At 33.4% G+C, this 17528-nt stretch carries 15 protein-coding genes; 11 read left to right on the top strand and 4 right to left on the bottom strand.

Annotated features, from left to right (window positions below; genetic code table 11):
- Positions 1-77 precede the first annotated feature (77 nt).
- The 8 genes from ABWO08_RS03600 to ABWO08_RS03565 all read left to right on the top strand — a co-directional run bounded on the left by ABWO08_RS03600 (position 78) and on the right by ABWO08_RS03565 (position 12246).
- Positions 78-1400 carry an MFS transporter gene (locus ABWO08_RS03600; RefSeq protein WP_353083688.1) on the top strand — a complete coding sequence of 441 codons (1323 nt, stop codon included), beginning with the start codon at positions 78-80 and terminating at the stop codon, positions 1398-1400.
- 10 nt (positions 1401-1410) lie between these two features.
- Positions 1411-2067, top strand: a complete 657-nt coding sequence (gene pgmB, locus ABWO08_RS03595) for a beta-phosphoglucomutase (protein WP_353083687.1) — start codon at positions 1411-1413, stop codon at positions 2065-2067.
- A 59-nt stretch (positions 2068-2126) separates the two neighbouring features.
- The gene (gene mdxK, locus ABWO08_RS03590; RefSeq protein ID WP_353083686.1) at positions 2127-4430 is read left to right on the top strand and encodes a maltose phosphorylase MdxK; all 2304 of its coding nucleotides are present in this window, start codon (positions 2127-2129) and stop codon (positions 4428-4430) included.
- Positions 4431-4509: 79 nt separating this feature from the next.
- Positions 4510-6342 carry a glycoside hydrolase family 13 protein gene (locus ABWO08_RS03585; RefSeq protein WP_353083685.1) on the top strand — a complete coding sequence of 611 codons (1833 nt, stop codon included), beginning with the start codon at positions 4510-4512 and terminating at the stop codon, positions 6340-6342.
- Between the two features lie 10 nt (positions 6343-6352).
- Positions 6353-8713, top strand: a complete 2361-nt coding sequence (locus tag ABWO08_RS03580) for a glycoside hydrolase family 31 protein (RefSeq protein WP_353083684.1) — start codon at positions 6353-6355, stop codon at positions 8711-8713.
- 3 nt (positions 8714-8716) lie between these two features.
- The gene (locus tag ABWO08_RS03575) at positions 8717-10372 is read left to right on the top strand and encodes an alpha-amylase family glycosyl hydrolase (RefSeq protein WP_353083683.1); all 1656 of its coding nucleotides are present in this window, start codon (positions 8717-8719) and stop codon (positions 10370-10372) included.
- A gap of 9 nt (positions 10373-10381) precedes the next feature.
- Positions 10382-11041, top strand: a complete 660-nt coding sequence (locus ABWO08_RS03570) for a glycerophosphodiester phosphodiesterase (protein WP_353083682.1) — start codon at positions 10382-10384, stop codon at positions 11039-11041.
- Positions 11038-12246 carry a BaiN/RdsA family NAD(P)/FAD-dependent oxidoreductase gene (locus ABWO08_RS03565; protein ID WP_353083681.1) on the top strand — a complete coding sequence of 403 codons (1209 nt, stop codon included), beginning with the start codon at positions 11038-11040 and terminating at the stop codon, positions 12244-12246. The genes ABWO08_RS03570 and ABWO08_RS03565 overlap by 4 nt, the downstream gene beginning before the upstream one ends.
- On the opposite strand, the gene ABWO08_RS03560 is transcribed toward ABWO08_RS03565, so the two are convergent.
- Positions 12247-12723 (bottom strand): TspO/MBR family protein, encoded by a 477-nt coding sequence (locus tag ABWO08_RS03560; RefSeq protein WP_353083680.1) that lies wholly within the window; start codon positions 12721-12723, stop codon positions 12247-12249.
- Positions 12724-12805: 82 nt separating this feature from the next.
- Here ABWO08_RS03560 and ABWO08_RS03555 point away from each other — a divergent pair, with 82 nt between their 5' ends.
- The 3 genes from ABWO08_RS03555 to ABWO08_RS03545 are packed head-to-tail and all read left to right on the top strand — an operon-like array spanning position 12806 to position 15788.
- Entirely contained in the window at positions 12806-13915 is a 1110-nt protein-coding gene (locus ABWO08_RS03555) for a diphosphomevalonate decarboxylase (RefSeq protein WP_353083679.1), read from the top strand.
- 3 nt (positions 13916-13918) lie between these two features.
- Positions 13919-14857: a mevalonate kinase family protein gene (locus ABWO08_RS03550; RefSeq protein WP_353083678.1), complete on the top strand. Its 939-nt coding sequence runs from the start codon at positions 13919-13921 to the stop codon at positions 14855-14857.
- A gap of 13 nt (positions 14858-14870) precedes the next feature.
- Positions 14871-15788 (top strand): geranylgeranylglycerol-phosphate geranylgeranyltransferase, encoded by a 918-nt coding sequence (locus ABWO08_RS03545; protein ID WP_353083677.1) that lies wholly within the window; start codon positions 14871-14873, stop codon positions 15786-15788.
- A gap of 12 nt (positions 15789-15800) precedes the next feature.
- Here the strand turns inward: ABWO08_RS03545 and ABWO08_RS03540 are convergent, their stop codons facing one another.
- From ABWO08_RS03540 to ABWO08_RS03530, 3 genes are all read right to left on the bottom strand, one after another.
- A complete protein-coding gene (locus ABWO08_RS03540) occupies positions 15801-16319 on the bottom strand; it encodes a gamma carbonic anhydrase family protein (RefSeq protein WP_353083676.1) in 519 nt (172 codons plus the stop codon).
- Between the two features lie 53 nt (positions 16320-16372).
- Positions 16373-17371 carry a PorP/SprF family type IX secretion system membrane protein gene (locus ABWO08_RS03535; RefSeq protein WP_353083675.1) on the bottom strand — a complete coding sequence of 333 codons (999 nt, stop codon included), beginning with the start codon at positions 17369-17371 and terminating at the stop codon, positions 16373-16375.
- Positions 17372-17377: 6 nt separating this feature from the next.
- On the bottom strand, positions 17378-17528 hold a 151-nt coding region (locus ABWO08_RS03530), incomplete at its 5' end, for a T9SS type B sorting domain-containing protein (RefSeq protein ID WP_502902953.1).

The following is a 17528-nucleotide window of genomic DNA, read 5'->3' as shown; positions in this document are numbered from 1 at the left end:
TATACTTTTTACTTCGAAAATAAAAAATGAGTTTTGATAAGCATTTTGCTTATCGTAATTTTTAAAAATTTACGATAATGAAAAAACCCAAATTAAGTTTTTGGCAAATTTTGAATTTAAGCTTTGGATTCCTAGGAGTACAAATAGGCTATTCTCTACAAAACGGTAATACAAGTAGAATTTTAGAAGCATTAGGAGCTGATGTACATAGCATCGGTTACTTTTGGCTTGCTGCTCCATTGGCAGGTTTAATTGTACAACCAATTATTGGTCTATCAAGTGATAAAACTTGGACTCGATTAGGCCGAAGAATTCCCTTTATTTTAGTTGGCGCAATAATCTCCGCTTTGGCTATGTTTTTTATGCCAAATGCAGGAAACTTTACCAACCTATTGCCTCCTTTAGTTTTTGGTGCTGTTATGTTATTATTGATGGATACTTCTTTCAATATTACCATGCAACCCTTCAGAGCTTTGGTTGGAGATATGGTAAATGATGAGCAAAAAAATCTAGGCTATTCACTTCAAAGCGCGCTAATTAATTTTGGTGCGGTTTTTGGTTCTTTACTGCCTTGGATTTTAACTAAAGCCAATGTTGCTAATGTTCCAGCTGAAGGTCAAAAAGTTGCCGATTCTGTAATTTGGTCTTTTTATATCGGTGGAGGTATTTTATTACTAAGCGTACTTTGGACTGTTTTCAGAACCAAAGAATATGCCCCAAAAGAACATGCCGAATACAACAATATCGATCTTGATGCTCCAGAAAATAAAGTAAAATCAAATATGTTTACACTAATTTCAAATGCGCCAAAAATATTTTGGCAATTGGGTGTAGTGCAATTCTTTTCTTGGTTTTCTCTTTTCTTAATGTGGGTTTACACAACAAGAGCTATTGCAAATCAAGTTTGGGGTCCTGATGCAGTAGATGCAAAATCACTTGGCTTTAATGAAGCTGGAGATTGGACCGGAGTAATGTTTGCATTTTACAGTGCAATAGCAGCAATATTTGCATTACTAATTCCAAGTATTGCAAAAGCAATAGGCAGAAAAAAAACCTACAGTTTTTCTCTTATTTTAGGTGGAATCGGATTAATTTCGATGATCTTAATCCATGATAAAAACCTGTTATTACTTTCTATGATTGGAGTTGGATTTGCATGGGCTGCTATATTAGCAATCCCTTACGCAATGTTATCAAGCTCTTTACCTGCAGAAAAAATGGGAGTATACATGGGGCTATTTAACGCCACCATTACCATTCCTCAAATTGCTGCCGGATTATTAGGTAGCACCTTAATTGCCCTTTTTGGAGGGTCTCCAATAATGATTATAGTAATTGCTGGAATTTCTATGGCAATTGCTGGTTTAGCTGTATTTTCTGTAAAAGAAAAAGCAGAATAATTAGATTAAAATGACAAACATTAAAGCATTTATATTCGATTTAGATGGAGTAATTGTTGACACGGCTAGATATCATTTTTTAGCTTGGCAAAAATTAGCGCAAGAACTCGGGATCGAATTTACACATGAACATAATGAACAACTTAAAGGCGTGAGCCGAGTTCGTTCTTTAGATATTATCTTAGAACTTGGGGGTGTAAAAGCTTCTCAAGAAGAAAAAGACAAATGGCTTATTCAAAAAAATGAAGAGTACTTGTCGTATTTAGTAAATATTGATGAGAGTGAAATTCTTCCTGGGGTATTACCTGTTTTGCATTATTTAAAAAACAAAAACCAACTTATAGCTTTAGGTTCGGCAAGTAAAAATGCTAGACCAATATTAGAAAAAACTGGGGTAATGCCTCTTTTTGATGCTATTGTTGATGGTAATGATGTATCCAATGCAAAACCAGATCCAGAAGTATTTCTTCAAGCCGCAAAAAAATTGAATGCAACTAACGAAAATTCAATCGTTTTTGAAGATTCTGTTGCGGGTGTTCAAGCTGCAAATACAGCCCATATGATTAGTATCGGTATTGGAGATGCAGCAACTTTACACGAAGCGAAATATCTTTTTAAAGACTTCACATTTATTGATGAAGCCTTTTTAGATACTTTAATAAATTAAAATTAGTTCAATTTTCAAACTAAATTAAGTTTGAAAACCTTTTTATAAAATAATAAATAATGAATCAAGATTATATAAAACCAGATAATTGGTCAATAATTGAAGAAAGTTTTGATAAAGAAAGAGTAAAATCTTCAGAGAGTTTATTCAGTATTGGTAATGGTGCTATGGGACAACGCGCCAATTTTGAAGAAACTTATACAGGTGAAACTTTTCAAGGAAGCTATATTGCCGGAATTTACTATCCTGACAAAACTAAAGTGGGTTGGTGGAAAAATGGCTATCCAGAATATTTTGCAAAAGTGTTGAATGCTCCAAATTGGATCGGTATCAATATCGAAATCAATGGCGAAAGTTTGGATTTGGCCAAATGCAAATCCGTAGCAAATTTTCGTAGAGAATTAAATATGAAAGAAGGTATTTACTACCGTTCTTTCGAAGCTACTTTGCAAAACGGAACTCAAATTGCAGCAAAAATTACTCGTTTTCTTTCTTTAGATATTGACGAATTGGGAGTTATTAATTTTGAAATTACTCCATTAAATGGTGATGCAAAAATTGTATATAAACCCTATGTTGATGCTGGAGTTCAAAATGAAGATGCCAACTGGGAAGAAAAATTTTGGGAGCCTCTAGAAGTTTCTCATACTGGGAACGAAGCTTTTGTTTCGGCTAGGACATTTAAAACGCATTTTACGGCTACAACCTATATGCACAATACCATTTTGTTAGAAAGCAATAATCTAAATTGCGCTCCATCAAATGTGGTAAAAACTAACGATCGCATTGAATTTACTTATGAAGTTGCGGTTGCTAAAGGACAAACTAGTGCAATTCAAAAACTAGGTGGATATACCGTTTCGCTAAACCACCAAGATACTAACGCTGCTGCTAAAAAAGTAATAGCTAAGGGTCTTGAAATTGGTTATTCAAAATTGGCGGAAGACCAAAAACTTGCTTGGGCAAAAATTTGGGAAATGAGTGACATTACCATTGATGGTGATGTAAAAGCACAACAAGGAATTCGCTTTAATATTTTCCAATTGAATCAAACTTATTTAGGAAAAGATTCTCGATTAAATATTGGTCCAAAAGGTTTTACTGGAGAAAAATATGGTGGATCTACTTATTGGGATACTGAAGCATATTGCATTCCGTTTTACATGGCTACCAAAGACCAACAGGTGGCAAGAAACTTGTTGACTTACCGTTACAATCAATTGGATAAAGCCATTGAAAACGCAGCCAAATTAGGTTTTTCAAACGGCGCTGCATTGTATCCAATGGTTACCATGAATGGAGAAGAATGTCATAACGAATGGGAAATTACATTTGAGGAAATTCATAGAAACGGCGCTATTGCTTTTGCAATTTTCAATTACTACAGATACACAGGAGACTATTCTTACATTCCTGAAAAAGGATTGGAAGTACTTATTGCTATTGCTCGTTTTTGGCAGCAAAGAGCTACCTACTCTAATTTCAGAAATCAATATGTGATTCTTGGAGTAACTGGTCCAAACGAATATGAAAACAACGTAAATAACAATTTCTATACCAATTATTTAGCGAAATGGTGTATTGATTATGCTGTTGAACAAATTAATAAAGTAGAAAAAGAATACACTTCTGATTTTACTCGAATTATGAGTAAAGTGAATTTAGATGCTGCCGAAATTGCACATTGGAAAGCTGTTGCAGACAATATGTATTTCCCGTATTCAGAAGAACTTGGAGTGTATTTACAACAAGATGGTTTCTTAGACAAAGAGTTAGTAAAAGTGCATGATTTAGATCGAACTCAACGACCAATTAACCAAAAATGGTCTTGGGATCGAATTTTACGCTCACCATATATCAAACAAGCAGATACTTTACAAGGTTTTTACTTCTTTGAAGATCATTTCAGCAAAGAACAATTAGAAAAGCATTTTGATTTTTATGAGCCGTTTACCGTTCACGAAAGTTCACTTTCGCCTTGCGTTCACTCTATTCAAGCTGCTTTATTAGATAAAATGGAAATGGCGTATACCTTCTATTTAAGAACTTCGCGATTGGATCTAGATGATTACAATAAAGAAGTTGAAGAAGGATGTCACATTACCTCAATGGCCGGAACTTGGATGAGTATTGTAGAAGGTTTTGGTGGAATGCGTGTTAAAAATAATGCATTACATTTTGAGCCAAAAATCCCTAAAGAATGGGAAGGCTATTCGTTTAAAATAAATTTCAGAAATCAAATTTTAAAAGTTGTTGTTAATCATAAAGAAACTTCTTTTTCATTAGATGGATCTCAAAATATTAAGGTCTATGTAAAAGGAAAAGAAATTCTTGTAGAGCCAAACAGCTTAGTCAAAGTTTAATTTTATCCGATATTTTAAGTCGCAAAGAATTCTTTGCGACTTTGTTTTTTAATTAGTATTTCATTTTAAAGTTCATGTCATGAAAAAAGTCTTTTTTTTATTGTTTATTACATCAATATCTTTTGCTCAAATAGACCGAGTTGAACCGCCTTTTTGGTGGAGCGATATGAACCTATCTGAAGTAGAAATTATGTTCTACGGAAAAAATATTGCCCAAAATGAAGTTTCTGTTTCGGGTGGAATTGGAATTAAAACCATTCAAAAAACAGAAAATCCAAATTATGTTTTTGTAACTATTGAAACCAAAAATGTTGCTGCTCAAGAATTGGTTTTTACTTTCAAAAACAAAAATAAATCTTTCACTCAAAACTATTCGCTTAAAGCGAGAAAAGAAAATTCGCGCTTCCGCAAAGGCTTTGACAGTTCTGATTTAATTTATTTAATCATGCCGGATCGTTTTGCAAATGGCAATCCAAACAATGACAACACGAAAGAAACAAATGATAAATTAAACCGATCTAAAATTGATGGACGCCATGGAGGTGATATTGAAGGGATCATTTCTAATTTAGATTACATTAAAAATCTTGGTGTAACCGCAGTATGGCCAACTCCGCTTTGTGAAGACAACGATGAAAGGGGTTCATACCACGGTTATGGACAATCGGATGTGTATAAAATTGACTCTCGATTTGGAACTAACGAAGACTATCTTCGAATGAGTTCGGAATTGCATAAACGAGGAATGAAAAATATCATGGATTATGTAACCAACCACTGGGGTTATCAACATTGGATGATTAACGACCTGCCAACGTATAATTGGATTCATCAATTTCCAGGTTTCAAACAAACCAATTACCGAATGAATACGCAATTTGATACAAATGCTTCTGAAGGTGATACAAAATTATATGCTGACGGTTGGTTTGTAAAATCGATGCCCGATTTAAATCAATCCAATCCATTAGTTTTAAATTATCTAATTCAAAACGCCATTTGGTGGGTAGAATATGCCGATTTAGATGGGTTTAGAGTAGACACCTATCCGTATGGAGATAAAAATGGAGTTGCAAAATGGACTAAAGCTGTGATGGATGAATATCCTAATTTTAATATTGTTGGCGAAGTTTGGTACCACAACCCTGCACAGAATGCATATTGGCAAAAAGACAGTAAGATAGGCGCTATTGAAAGTTTTAATTCTTATCTACCAAGCGTAATGGATTTCACTTTACAAGAAATTATTAATGGTGGCGTTTTCAATGAAAACGAAAACATTTGGGACAAAGGAATGGTTAAAGTCTATTCCAATTTTACTAGTGATTTTATGTATCCCGACATTAATAATTTGTTGGTTTTTGTTGAAAATCATGATACCGATCGATTCAATGAAGTGTATAAAAATGATTTTGAGAAATACAAAATGGCCATGACTTTAATTTCGACTATTCGTGGAATTCCACAAATTTATTATGGTTCAGAAATTGGAATGTCCGGAAGTAAATCAGTTGGTGACGGCGACCTAAGAAGAGATTTTCCTGGTGGTTGGAATGGCGATGCTAAAAATGCATTTACAGCATCTGGTAGAAACCAAGAGCAAGAAAAATTTCATGATTTCTCAGCCAAATTATTCAATTGGAGAAAAAACAAAGCGGTAATTCATACAGGAAAAACAACCCACTATGCTCCAGAAAATAATGTATATGTGTATTTTAGATATACTGATACAGAAACTGTAATGGTAGTCATCAATAATAATGCAGAAAAACAAACCTTAAATTTAGATCGATTTAAAGAAAATATTAAGGCACATCTGTCTGCAACCGAAGTGTTTTCTGAAAAACAAATCAATCTAAAAGAAGATATACAAATTGAAAGTAAATCAGCCCTGATTTTGGAATTAAAATAACAATCCTGCAATGAAAAAAATACTTTGCTTACTTTTAGTTACAGCCCTTTCATTTGCCCAAAATGCAAATAGAAGTTACCTTTCGCATACTTGGAAAAAGAATAGTTTAGAGATAAAAACTAATGATGGTTCGTACCAAATAAAATACCTGTCGGATAAAATTGTAGAAACTTCATTTATCCCAAACGGAGAAATATTCAATCCAATTTCTGAGGCGGTTATTAATACTAATCAAAAAAGCAAAGTGAAATTAACGGATGGTGTTAATGCATTAATGTTGTATTCTAAGGACCTTACAATTTTAATTGATAAAGCTCCTTTTAAAATTTCGTATTTGAAAAATGGTGGGTTTATTTTATCTGAAAAAAACGGTTATGTAAAAAAAGAGGAGGCAGAAACACTTGAATTTAACATTACTACAGAAGAAAAATTATATGGTGGCGGTGCGAGAGCCTTTGAAACCATGAATCGTCGTGGCAAAAGATTGCAGTTATACAATCGCGCTAGTTATGGCTATGAAACCCATGCCGATTTGATGAATTTTTGCATTCCGATGGTTTTATCATCAAAAATGTATGCCGTTCATTTTGATAATGCAGCTATAGGTTATTTAGATTTAGACAGCAAAAAAGACAATACTTTAGTTTATGAAACTATTTCGGGTAGAAAAACATATCAGGTAATTGTTGGGGATACTTGGGATGAAATTACATCCAATTATACTTCCCTTACCGGAAAACAACCGTTACCTCCAAGATGGGCATTTGGTAATTTCTCGAGCCGATTTGGCTACCACACGCAAGAAGAAGTTGAAAGAACAATCCAAAAATTTGAAGAAAACAAGATTCCAGTTGATGCCATAATTTTAGACTTATATTGGTTTGGAAAAGAGATCAAAGGCACCATGGGAAATCTTGATTGGGATAAAGATAATTTTCCAAATCCGGAGAAAATGATAGCCGATTTGAATAAAAAGAATATCAAAACGATACTTATTACCGAGCCGTTTATTCTTACCACTTCTTCCAAATGGAAAGAGGCTGCAGCTAACAAAATTTTGGCTACCAATGCCGATGGAACGCCAGCTACCTGGGATTTTTATTTTGGAAATACCGGAATTGTAGATGTTTTCAACCCGCAAGGAAAAGAATGGTTTTGGAATGTTTACAAAAGATTAATCAATCAAGGTGTCGGCGGATTTTGGGGCGATTTGGGTGAACCCGAAGTTTTTCCAAGTTCTGCAATCACTGCAGGTGGAAAAGCAGATGTGATTCATAACGTTTACGGACACAATTGGGCAAAATTAATTTCTGAAGGCTATCAAAAAGACTTCCCAAATCAGCGTCCTTTCATTTTAATGCGTGCTGGTTATTCGGGAAGCCAAAGATTTGGAATGATTCCGTGGAGTGGTGATGTTAGTAGAAGTTGGGGCGGATTGCAAAGTCAAGTTGGAATTGCGGTTCAAATGGGCATGCAAGGAATGGCTTATATGCATTCGGATTTAGGTGGATTTGCTGGCGATTATTTTGATAACGAATTGTATTTACGCTGGTTGCAATATGGTGTTTTCACACCAATATTTCGTCCACACGCTCAAGAGCAAGTGGCTTCTGAAGTGGCTTACAAAGATATCGTAACCAAAGAAAAAGCAAAAAAACAAGTTGAATTACGCTACCAATTACTGCCTTACAATTACACTTTGGCATTTGAAAATAATCAAAAAGGAGCGCCGCTGATGCGTCCATTTTATATGGAAAGTAATTCTTCCGACATTAAATCGGATCAATATTATTGGGGTGCTAATTTGTTAATCAAACCAATAACAAAGGCAAATACCACCGAAACAGAAGTGCAATTTCCAAATACGGTTTTCAACTGGTTTGATTTTTATTCCGATAAAGAATATGCTAGCAATACAACAAGTAAAATTACAGTTTCTGAAGACCATATTCCGGTTTTTGTAGCTGGTGGAAGCTTTATACCGAGAATTAAAACAATTACAAATACCAGTGATTATTCATTAGATAATTTTGATTTGCATTATTATTTTGATGAAAAAGCAACTACTTCAACGGGAAGTTTATACAATGATGACGGAGTAACTCCTAATGCATTTGAAAAAGGGAATTACGAGATTTTAAAATTTGGCAGTAATTTATCTAACAACGTTTTAAAAATCAATTGTACAGCAGAAATTGGCAAGAACTTTAATTCAAAAGGTAAAAATGTTACGCTTATATTACATAACATCAACCTGAAAAAAGTTTTTATCAACGGAAAAGAAACTAACTTCACAACAAACAAAAATCAGGCTGAAATTTCGATTTCTTGGGAAAAAGGAACGAAACCAGAAATAAAAATAGAATACTAAATCATGACAAAAAACACAATTGCCTCACTTCTCGTTGCATTATTTATTTGTAATTCAATTGGTGCCCAAGAAACGAATCAGACAGTTTCAAAAACACCTTTTATTTGGGAAAATGCAAATGTATATTTCCTATTAACGGATCGTTTTAATAATGGAGATAAAACCAACGACCATACTTTTAACAGAACTAAAGAAACAGGAAAATTAAGAGGATTTGAAGGTGGTGATCTTCGTGGAGTGATTCAAAAACTAGACGAAGGTTATTTTGATAAATTAGGAACCACCGTAATTTGGATGACTCCAATTGTGGAGCAAATTCATGAAGGTGTAGATGAAGGAACTGGATATTCTTATGGATTTCACGGTTATTGGACACGTGATTGGAGTGCTATCGATCCAAGTTTTGGAACCAAAAAAGATTTGGCAGAATTAGTTGAAAAAGCACATGCTAAAGGAATCCGAATTATGCTGGATGCGGTAATCAATCATACTGGCCCTGTTACAGATGAAGACTCGGTTTATCCAAGTGACTGGGTGCGAACTTCGCCAAAATGTACGTATCAATCTTATGATACTTACATCAATTGCACGCTTGTAGAAAACCTTCCCGATGTAAAAACTGAAAGTAATGAAAATGTGGAATTGCCTCCTTTCTTAATTGAAAAATGGAAAAAAGAAGGACGTTACGATCAAGAGGTGACGCAATTAAATGCGTTTTTTGAGAAAACGGGCTATCCAAGAGCGCCAAAATATTACATCATGAAATGGCTTTCCGATTACATAACTTACTTCGGAATTGATGGCTATCGAGTAGATACGGCAAAGCATACAAAAGAAGATGTTTGGGCAGATTTTAAAAAAGTATGTGATATGGCTTTCGCCGAATTCAAAGCTAGTAATCCAAATAAGATTTTGGATGCCAACCCATTTTTTATGATTGGAGAAGTTTATGGATACAACATTAGCGGGAAAAAAATATATGATTTTGGTGACAAAAAAGTCAATTATTTTGAAAATGGATTTACCGGTTTAATCAATTTTGGATTTCCTTATGATGCCAAAATGAGTTACGAAGAATTGTTTTCTAGATATGCTACTATTTTGAATTCTGATTTAAAAGAGAATACTGTGATGAATTATGTTTCTTCACACGATGATGGAAATCCGTTTGATAAAAAAAGAGAGCTAACTTTTGAAAGCGCAACAAAACTGCTTTTAGCTCCTGGTATTTCACAAACTTATTATGGTGACGAAAGTGCGCGTTCATTAGTTATTGAAGGTACAAAAGGTGATGCAACATTGCGTTCTTTTATGAATTGGGAAGACTTACAATCAAATTCAAAAACTAAAGAAATTGCTTTACATTGGCAGAAACTAAGTACCTTCAGAAAAAATCATTTTGCAATTGGCGCCGGAATTCATAACCAAATATCTAGTAAACCGTATGTTTTTAGCAGAACGTATACTAAAGGCAAAAATTCTGATAATGTTGTAGTTGGATTAGACTTGCCAGTTGGAGAAAAAAGTATTTCTGTTGGAACTATTTTTTCTAATGGGGACCCTATTAAAGATGCATATTCAGGTTCAACTACTACAGTTAAAGAGGGAAAAGTAACATTTAAAACCCCATTTTCAATTCTATTATTAGAAAAAATGTAAAACCACCCCATGCTAAAAATTGGACATCGCGGTGCTAAAGGTCATGTTGCCGAAAATACTTTGGCCTCATTTGCAAAAGCATTGGAACTTAATGTGGATGCAATTGAATTGGATGTACATTTAAGTCGGGATGGCGAAGTAGTCGTGATCCATGATGAAACAATAGATCGAACGACAAACAAAACGGGATTGGTAACGGAATTTACAGCGTTCGAATTAAAACAATTAGGAGTTCCTACTTTGCGCGAGATTATTCAATTGGTTGCAAAAAAATGCATCCTCAATATTGAAATTAAAGAGACTGCTGCAACTGAAAAAGTAATTGAAATCATTGAAGAATTTGTTAATGAGCATAATTGGACTTATGCCCAATTTCAAATTTCAAGTTTTATTTGGGAAACCTTAGAAACCATTTCGAAAATAAATTCAACTATATTACTTGGTGTATTAACCGAAGATTCCATTGAAAATGCTTTGGCTTTCGCCAAAAAAATAAAAGCTTTTTCTATAAATCCGTATCATAAATTAATATATCAAGAGAGCTGCGAAATCATAAAAAACAGCGGATTTAAAATCTATACTTGGACAGTAAATACTCCAGAAGACCTTATATTTGTAAAATCATTGCCTGTTGATGGCATAATTTCTGATTTTCCGGATCGAATATGAATTCTAAATACGACATAGTAATTGTTGGTGGTGGTGCTGCAGGGTTTTTTACTGCAATTAATATTGTGGAAAAAAATCCGAGTTATAAAGTTGCCATTTTAGAGCGAGGAAAAGAAGTGTTGACCAAAGTAAAAGTTTCTGGTGGCGGGAGATGCAATGTTACCCATGCTTGTTTTGTTCCTAATGATTTAGTCAAATATTATCCGCGTGGCGAAAAAGAACTTCGCGGTCCATTTCATCAATTTTGTTCTGGAGATACTATTGAATGGTTTGAAAAACATGGAGTAGAATTAAAAATTGAAGAGGACGGCAGAATGTTTCCTGTTTCGAATTCCTCACAAACCATTATAGATTGTTTTACTCAAGCAACCAAAAAACTGGGCATTGATATTCTTACAGGCCAGAGTGTGCAGTCAATTTTTAAAGCTACCGAGTATTGGAAAGTAGAAACCAATCAGGAGACTTTTTCTTGTCAAAAATTAGTGATGGCAACGGGAAGTAATCCAAAAATATGGGATTTACTTACTGAAATTGGACATGCTATTATTCCGCCGGTTCCTTCCCTATTCACTTTTAATATTAAAGACAAACGAATTAAAGATTTAATGGGCGTTTCGGCTGTAGCGTCTGTAAAAGTTAAAAATTCCAAATTGGAAGCTTCCGGACCTTTGCTAATTACCCATTGGGGAATGAGTGGCCCCGGAATATTAAGACTTTCTGCATGGGGAGCAAGAGAATTAGCAGAAAAAAAATATCTATTTGCCATTCAGGTAAATTGGTTGAACGATTTAACTCTTGAAGAAGCTGAAGAAAAACTTAAAGAACTTAAACTAGAACATTCGAAGAAAGTTGTTTGCAAGAAATCACCTTTTGACTTCCCTAACCGACTTTGGGAAAGCTTGGTTATTGCTACCGAAATATCGGAAGAAATAAAATGGGCAGATTTAACAAAAAAACAACTTCAAAATTTAGCACAGCAATTAACACAAGGTGAATTTCAAGTAAATGGAAAAAGTACTTTTAAAGAAGAGTTTGTAACTGCTGGAGGTATCGATTTAAAAGAAGTTAATTTCAAAACCATGGAAAGTAAAATTCACACCAACCTTTATTTTTCGGGAGAAATTGTAAACATTGATGCCATAACCGGTGGTTTCAATTTTCAGAATGCTTGGACAGGTGGATATATTGTGGCTGAGGCGATATAATTATCTATTCAACCACCAAATACTAGCATTTAATACTGTAGCAAAACTAACCCATGCTAAATAGGGGATTAGCAATAAACCAGCAGTTTTATCAATTTTCTTGAATTGGGTGTAGGTTTCAAAAATAATAAGCCAAAAAAGAATTATTTCAAGTAATGCTAAAAAAGGATTATGTAAATAAAAGAAAATTACAGACCAAGCAGCATTTAAAGCCAATTGAATAATAAAAAAGGTGAAGGCCTTCTTCACATTTTCAGGGTCTTTTTCTAATCGGTTCCAAACCATACCACCAGCAACTCCCATCATGATGTAAAGAATAGTCCATACGGGAGCAAAAACCCAGTTTGGTGGATTGAAAGAAGGCTTCACTAATGTTCGATACCAAGTTGAAATGCTATCTCGGGTAACCATACCGGACAAATATCCAACCAACAAACAGGTTGTTAATACCACTGCGATTCGAATAATCTTTTGCATTTTTGTTTATATTTTATACAAATATAGTAAACAAAAGGTTCTAGTTTTTGTAAAATAAGTATCTTTGTGAAAAATAGTAACTATGATATCCGAAACGGATTTTATTGCCCAGCAATATTCTACAGAATTAAATCAAGGAAGCTTCATCTGGAGTGCTCCTAGTAATATTGCGCTTGTAAAATATTGGGGTAAAAAACAAGATCAAATTCCGGCAAATCCATCTATAAGTTTTACATTAAATAAATGCAAAACAATCACCAAATTAGGGTTTGAAAAAAAACACTTCGACAAGCCCAGTGAGACAAATTCAACTTTCTCTTTTGATTTACTATTTGAAGGACAACCAAAAGAAGATTTCAAGCCTAAAATTCAAAAGTTTTTGGAACGAATTGAAAAGTATTGTCCTTATTTGAAAAACTATCATTTTACAATTGATACACAAAATACGTTTCCACATAGCTCTGGTATTGCCTCTTCTGCATCTGGAATTGCGGCTTTAGCAATGAATATTATGAGTTTGGAAAAGGAATTAAATCCTTCAATGACGGAAGAATACTTTTACAAAAAAGCTTCATTTTTAGCTAGACTTGGTTCAGGTAGTGCTTGCAGAAGTATAAGAGGGAGCATTGTGGTATGGGGTAAACATCAAGAAATAGAAGAGAGTTCAGATTTATATGGAGTTGCATTTTCATCAGAAATTCATTCAAATTTTAATAATTATCAAGACACCATTTTATTGGTTGACAAAGGAGAAAAACAAGTATCCAGCACCGTTGGACATGATTTAATGCACAATCATCCATTTGCAACGCAACGCTTTTTACAAGCACCAGAAAATCTATCCAAATTAAAATCGATTTTAGAAAATGGAAACCTTGAAGAATTCATTAAAATTGTAGAAAGTGAAGCCTTGACATTACACGCCATGATGATGACCTCAATGCCTTATTTCATATTGATGAAACCAAATACATTGGAGATTATTAATAGAATTTGGAGTTTTAGAAATGAAACTAAAATTCCGGTTTGTTTTACTCTAGATGCGGGTGCAAATGTGCATGTATTATATCCAGAAAATAATAAAATAGAGACTTTGCAATTTATTAAAGACGAATTAGTTGGCTATTGTCAAAATGGTCAGTATATTTGTGATGAAATTGGTTTTGGAAGTCAATTAATACTTGAAAATTAAGATATGAAAGGACCCTTATTTTACTCCAAAATATTGCTCTTCGGAGAATACGGAATTATCAAAGATTCTAAAGGTTTATCTATCCCTTATAATTTCTACAACGGTGCTTTAAAAGTATCAGAAAATCAATCGGCTGAAGCGCTAAAATCTAATCAAAGTTTACTGAAATTTGCTGATTATCTTAATCAATTACAGCAAGAAAAACCTTCATTAGTAAGTTTCAATTTAGAATTATTAAATGCTGATTTAGCAAGAGGAATGTTCTTTGATTCAAGTATTCCACAAGGATACGGAGTTGGAAGTAGTGGTGCCTTAGTTGCCGCAATTTATGATAAATATGCTAACGCTAAAATCACGGTTCTTGAAAATTTAACTCGAGAAAAATTACTTCAATTAAAAACAATTTTTGCCGAAATGGAGTCTTTCTTCCATGGTAAAAGTTCAGGTTTAGATCCACTTAATAGCTATTTAAGCATTCCGATATTAATTAATTCAAAAGACAATATTGAAGCTACCGGAATCCCTTCTCAAAGTACAGAAGGAAAAGGAGCGGTATTTTTAATTGATTCTGGAATAGTTGGAGAAACTGCTCCAATGGTGAATATTTTTATGGAAAACCTTAAAGACCAAGGTTTCCGTACTATGTTGAAAAATCAATTTGTAAAATACACCGATTTGTGTGTTGAGAATTTTCTTGGCGGCGACCAAAAATCGCTGTTTTCAAATACAAAAAAACTATCTGCTGTGGTTTTAGATAACTTTAAACCAATGATTCCTGAAGAATTTCACGGAGTATGGCAAAAAGGAATTGACACCAACGATTACTACTTAAAACTTTGTGGTTCGGGCGGCGGCGGATACATTCTTGGGTTCACAAAGGACATAGAAAAAGCAAAAGAATCATTAAAAGACTATCCGTTAGAAGTGGTTTACCAATTTTAACAAACTAAATACAATGTTAAGCAGAAAAACCAAACATACTATTAAGAAAATATTGAGTATGTTTTCTGTGGTTCGTGGCTATAACATTCCGATTATTGCACTTGCGCAATATCTTTCAGCAATATTTATTTTGGCTCCCGAAAAAAGAGCTTTAAGTGTATTATTAGATTTTAATCTATTTATTATTGTGCTAGCTTCAGGTTTAACGATAGCTTCAGGTTATATTATTAATAACTTTTATGACAGCAAGAAAGACTTAATTAATCGCCCTAATAAATCAAAAATAGATCGATTAGTAAGTCAACGAACCAAGCTTCAAGTTTACTTTACCATAAATTCAGTTGTTGCGTTATTAGCTTATTTAGTTTCGTTTAGAGCCGCAGTATATTTTTCAGTTTATATTTTTCTGATTTGGTTTTATTCACACAAACTAAAAAAGCATCCAATAATTGGAAATTTAACCGCTGCACTTCTTGCGATTTTGCCATTTTTTGCCATATTACTGTATTATAAAAATTTGTATCCTCAAATTTTTGCACATGCAACTTTCTTGTTTTTGCTGATTTTAATTCGAGAAATCATCAAAGATTTAGAAAATATTAAAGGAGATATTGCAAATGATTATAGAACAATCCCTGTATTATTTGGAGAAATTACAGCAAAAAAAATCATTACAACTCTCACTATTATTACCATTTTACCGATTTATCTTTTGGTAGATAAATATGATGTTGGCTACATGGACATTTATTTTTATTTAAGCTTAATGGTATTAATCTTTTTTCTATACTTTTTATGGAAATCAAATTCTAAAATACAATACATTCAACTTCATGTAATATTAAAGCTACTTATTGTTTCAGGAGTATTTTGCATTGTGTTAATAGATCCTGATGTGCTAATTCACGGGAGATCTTTAATAAAGCTTTAAATAAATAAATAATTATTCTTCTTCCTTATACCAACTAGAATACATCACATAATTATTTGATATACGCTGTATTTCGCCCGCAAATTCAGATGCATCAATATCTTTTACTTTCCTAGCTGGAATACCAGCATATATTGTCCCCGATTCTACAATTGTATTTTGAGTAACTACAGAACCAGCAGCGACTATTGCATTACATTGCACTATACAATTGTCCATCACAATAGCTCCCATTCCAATTAATACGTTATCTTCTAAGGTACATCCATGAACAATTGCATTATGCCCTATAGAAACATTATTGCCAATATTTGTTGGATGTTTTTGATAAGTAGCATGCACTATAGCGCCATCTTGTATATTGACTTTGTTGCCAATTTTAATGTAGTTTACATCACCTCGAACGACTGCATTGAACCAAATACTGCATTCTGATCCAAACTCTACCTCTCCAATAATTGTTGCATTTTCAGCTATGTAACAATCCTTTGGGATTTTAGGTGACTTTCCTTGAATAGTTTTAATAATCATAATTAGTAGGTAAAAATTATCCCGATATTTTCATACCGGGATAGTGTTTTATTTTAATTAACTGCAGGACAATTACAGTGGTATTTTTCTGGTTTACAGAAAAGATTAACCCCTAAAGTAAATTGATGAAACCCGGCATTGTCAAATTTTACATTTCCTAAGATTGCTGAATAGGTATAAGAAAACATATAATTTTTATAATTTATTCCTAAAATAGGTGTGATATATTGAAGATTTTGAGTTGCAACTGCATTTCCTTCAATATATTGAGCGCCATCCAAACTTCTTCTATAAGAAGCTACAGCCCATAATTTTCCAAATTCCATTTGTTTGTAGGCTTTTAAGTTGAAATCAACAAAAGATTCTTTTGTTTGAAATACATATTGATACATCATCGAAGGTTCAAATAAAAGCCCTTCAGAATCTCCAAATGTATAACCCATATTGTAAACTAATCTTTTTAAATCAACTGGTTCTTTATCCGTGTATAATTTTCTTTGTGAAGCCAATGCATTTTTAACTGTAAAATGAGCATAAAAATCTAAGAAATTATAGGAAGCTCCAATATCCGTATTAAAATAAGTAGTGTTTTGAATTTGACCAAAAACAATTGGGTCATAAGATGGGTCATTCGTGTAAAAAGTGCTTTCGTCAAGTTGACTTTGGGCAAATCCAACATTAATACCAAATGATAATTGATTTAAATCCACATTATCTCTCGAAAACATAATATGGTGTGCATAGGCCAATCGAAAACCTTTTTGAGAATGGTATCCATTTTTGTCATTAATTAATATAATTCCCAATCCATCTTTATCTGATACACTTGTATTAAAACTTAATGTTTGTAATGCAGGAGCATCTTGCTGACCAAACCATTGTTGTCTTCCAGTTAATCGAACTTTACCGCAATTTGCAGCTCCAGCCATAGAAGGATGTAGTAAGAAATAATTATCAGATAAATAATCTGAATATACTGGTAATATTTCTTGCGAAAATGCTTGTTTAGTAACTAACGCAACTAGTACTAAAATTAAATGTTTAATCTTCATTGAATGTTATCTTTTTAATGTAAAATGCGCTTTAAATTGTTTGTAAGCTGCTGCTTCGGTATAATCTACAGTGAACCAATAATCAGTAGAAGGTAATAAACTTCCGTTGTAGGTTCCATCCCATCCTTGGCCTTGCGGACTGATTTGTTTGATCAGT

It is taken from the genome of Flavobacterium sp. (assembly GCF_040383245.1).
Classification (GTDB): Bacteria; Bacteroidota; Bacteroidia; order Flavobacteriales; family Flavobacteriaceae; genus Flavobacterium.
This window is presented reverse-complemented; position numbering and strand designations above follow the sequence as displayed.